Source organism: Aetokthonos hydrillicola CCALA 1050, from assembly GCF_017591665.1.
GTDB lineage: Bacteria > Cyanobacteriota > Cyanobacteriia > Cyanobacteriales > Nostocaceae > Aetokthonos > Aetokthonos hydrillicola.
The window spans coordinates 1-3,295 of sequence record NZ_JAAKGC010000249.1; the positions used below are offsets into that span (position 1 = coordinate 1).

At 43.8% G+C, this 3,295-nt stretch carries 3 protein-coding genes; all 3 read right to left on the reverse strand.

Annotated elements, in window-relative coordinates:
* A partial coding sequence (locus tag G4P69_RS36425; RefSeq protein ID WP_208354740.1) for a GAF domain-containing sensor histidine kinase occupies window positions 1–1,842 on the reverse strand: 1,842 nt, incomplete at its 3' end.
* An 11-nt stretch (window positions 1,843–1,853) separates the two neighbouring features.
* A complete protein-coding gene (locus G4P69_RS36430; RefSeq protein WP_208340096.1) occupies window positions 1,854–2,111 on the reverse strand; it encodes a helix-turn-helix domain-containing protein in 258 nt (85 codons plus the stop codon).
* A gap of 92 nt (window positions 2,112–2,203) precedes the next feature.
* Window positions 2,204–3,169, reverse strand: coding sequence for a protochlorophyllide reductase (locus tag G4P69_RS36435; protein WP_208354741.1), 966 nt, complete (start codon window positions 3,167–3,169; stop codon window positions 2,204–2,206).
* Window positions 3,170–3,295: the final 126 nt, after the last annotated feature.

Below are 3,295 nucleotides of genomic sequence, written 5' to 3' on the forward strand. Positions count from 1 at the left end.
CCAACGCAAAGCTTCCTCTAAATAAGGGGTTGTACTTAATGCAGTTGAAGCTAGCGTTCGCTCAGCATGAATGCGATCAGCTGGTAAGTGAGCAGATCCGGTAGGAATCGAAACGATAAAGCAACTACCTTTTCCTAAAACACTAGTCACTTCAACTGTTCCGCCATGCATTTGCACTAATTCTTGCACCAGTGACAATCCAATTCCTGATCCTTCAAATGTTCGTCCTTGTGCTCCTTTTACGCGGTGGAATCGCTCAAACAAATGAGGAATCTCTTCTGCAGGGATACCAATCCCAGTATCTCGTACCACCAAATTAACATGATCGTTCGCCCACAGCAAGCTAACCGCGATTTCTCCCTCAAAGGTGAACTTGAATGCATTCGAGAGCAAGTTAAGGACAATTTTTTCCCACATCTCCCGATCTACATACACTGGGGATGGTAAACGAGGACAATTGACTACTAACCGCATTTCTGCACGTTCTATTGCCGAACGAAAGACACTTGCTAACTCTGCGGTAAAAGTGGCAAGGTCAATCGGTTCGTATGAGGCTTGGATTCGTCCAGCTTCAATCCGTGAGAAATCAAGCAGGGTATTGACCAATTTCAAAAGGCGAAGTCCGTTGCGTTGCACCATTTGTAACTGTTCTCGTTCCTGCGGTGGAAGCAGTGTGGCACAATTGGTAAGAGTTTCCTCCAAAGGCCCTAGCATCAGGGTTAATGGAGTACGAAATTCATGGCTAACGTTGTTAAAGAACACGGTTTTAGCGCGATCAATTTCTGCTAATGCTTCAGCCCGTTTACGCTCTTGTTCGTAAGCTTGGGCGTTGGCAATACTAGCTGATATCTGCGCTGCAACCAAATCAATGAATCTGCTATAGTCTTTGTCAAAAAGCCTAAATGGGTTCAACCCAGTTACTAATATCCCAGATCTTCCCGTCTCTCCGGATGGTGCGATCGGCACAGCAACTGCTTGATGCGGGGGTTGATTCCAAGCACCTGTTGGTAAGTTGTCAAAAGACGAGCCTAAATTAGAAATTAGCTGTGGCTTATTGGTTTTGAGTACTTGTGTAAACTGCCAAACCGAATCAGAATCAATAGCGACTGCTTCAGGAACTGCTACGTGGTTTGGCATAATCCCGCACGTTCCAGCTAAAAAAATAATTTGCTTATCTGGATCAACCAGATAAATCATTGCGAATGGTAAATCATAAGGGTTAGTTTTCAGACAACTTGCACTTAGTGTACAGGCTTCATCAAATGTACGTGCATCTGCTGTGCGAGATGCCAGTTCCCGTAACAAAGATAACTGACGCTCACTAATGATACGTTGTGTATCTTCTGAATTAGCACAGATTATGCCACCTGTGCCACCTTCATCATTGGGGACTGGGCTATATGAAAATGTGTAATAGGTTTCTTCTGGGTAGCCATTACGCTCCATAATCAACAGCAATGCTTCGTCGTAAGTACCCTCATTATTCAGCATAGCTGATTCTGCCCGAGGTCCTACTTGATCCCATATTTCTCGCCAAACAACGGAAGCTGGTTGCCCTAAAGCTTTTGGATGCTTACCACCAACAATTGACTTATAGGCATCATTGTAGAGGTTAATCAGTTCATCACCCCACCAAACAAACATTGGTTGGCGAGAGGTTAACATAATGCGGACTGCTGTTTTCAGACTTTGCGACCAATGCTGCGCTGAGCCAAGCGACGTTTGCGACCAATCTATTTCTCGCATCCTTGCACCCATTTCACCGCCGCCAACAAGAAAGTTAACGTCGGTGTTGCTAAGTGATGTTAACTGATTTCTCACTCTTCCATCTTCATTGGTCATACTCGCAAAGCCTACCCTTCTTCTGGAAAGAATGTTGTCCGAATTATGTCACCACGTTCACCCAACTCATTAAGTAGATTATCAATTTGCTGCATTGCTAAAGGAGAAGGTATTACATTTTTATTTTCCCAACGGTTAATCGTTGGGAAAGTAACACCTAACTTGGCTGCAAATTTTTCTTGAGATAGATTAAACTCTTGACGCAAGGCACGAACAAGTTGACCAATGTTTGGTTGCTTTGCTACAAGGAGACTTCTACTCAGGGGCATTGATCAAACTTCATAAAGTACTATATACTAGTCTAAGATCGCGAAGTACTCTTTTGCGCTCATCCTTTGGATAGAGATTGCATTGCATCAAGTCAAGCAAGTCCAACCAATTTGGCACTCAGCTCCCACATGCGCTCGGCTTTATCACCATCGCTTGCTTCATTGGAAACCTCTTGAATAAACGCCTTGCGATTTTTCTTTTGTCTATTCCCCCAGCTCCAATAAGCACCAGACATGTTGTACTCAGGTAGAGAGACAACCTCCGCAACTCTTGCTCCTGCCTCCTCCTCTGAGACAAATCCTCCAGTAATGTTACGCTGGAATAATGGGAAAAGAATCTGAAACAGGCGATAATGATCTCTAAATAAAGCTGTTGTTGCTACACACCCAGGATAAAGAGAGCTAAAGGTAATCCCGTGTGACTTGTGAAAACGTCTATGCAGTTCTCTCATAGTCAACACATTGCAAACCTTACTATCTTTATAAGCTTTGACAGAGTTAAATTTCTTGCCGTCAATCATCGAGTAAGGCTCTTTAAATCCCTCTTCAAAGCCTTTGAGCTCTCCCAAGTCTGGACGGGGCGGAATTTTTCCTCCTAACTCTTTCGGATTGTGGGTTACAGTTCCCAAAATAACCAATCTCGGATCTGCAACTGATGAGTTCTTCAGATCCTCTAGCATGAGGTTACACAAGAGGAAATGCCCAAGGTGATTTGTTGCAACGCTCAATTCGTATCCGTCTACAGTTCGCTTTGGTTCTTTTAGTAAAGGCATATATACCGCAGCGTTGCACACTAGAGCATCCAAAGATCTGCCACTTTGTCTAAAATTTGAGACAAACTGTCGCACACTCTCTAAACTAGCTAAGTCGAGATGCATAATAGTGTAGCTGTCTTGAGGTATTCCCACATCTTGAGCCACTTTTTCAGTCTTCGGCAGATTTCGGCAAGCCATCACCACATGCCATTTTCCAGTTTGGGCAAGAGCTTTTGCTGCATACAAACCGACGCCTGAAGATGCGCCTGTGATCACGACCGTTGACTTTCCGTTTTGTTCCATAGTATGTAAAATTGAAATACATTGCCAATGCACAATTTTAACGTAGTAACTGCCCAGGCAGATTCTCAAAGTTCCCTAGAATCTGGATGTTTATCACTTAAAGCTTTCCGTGCTGCTTTTCTGGAT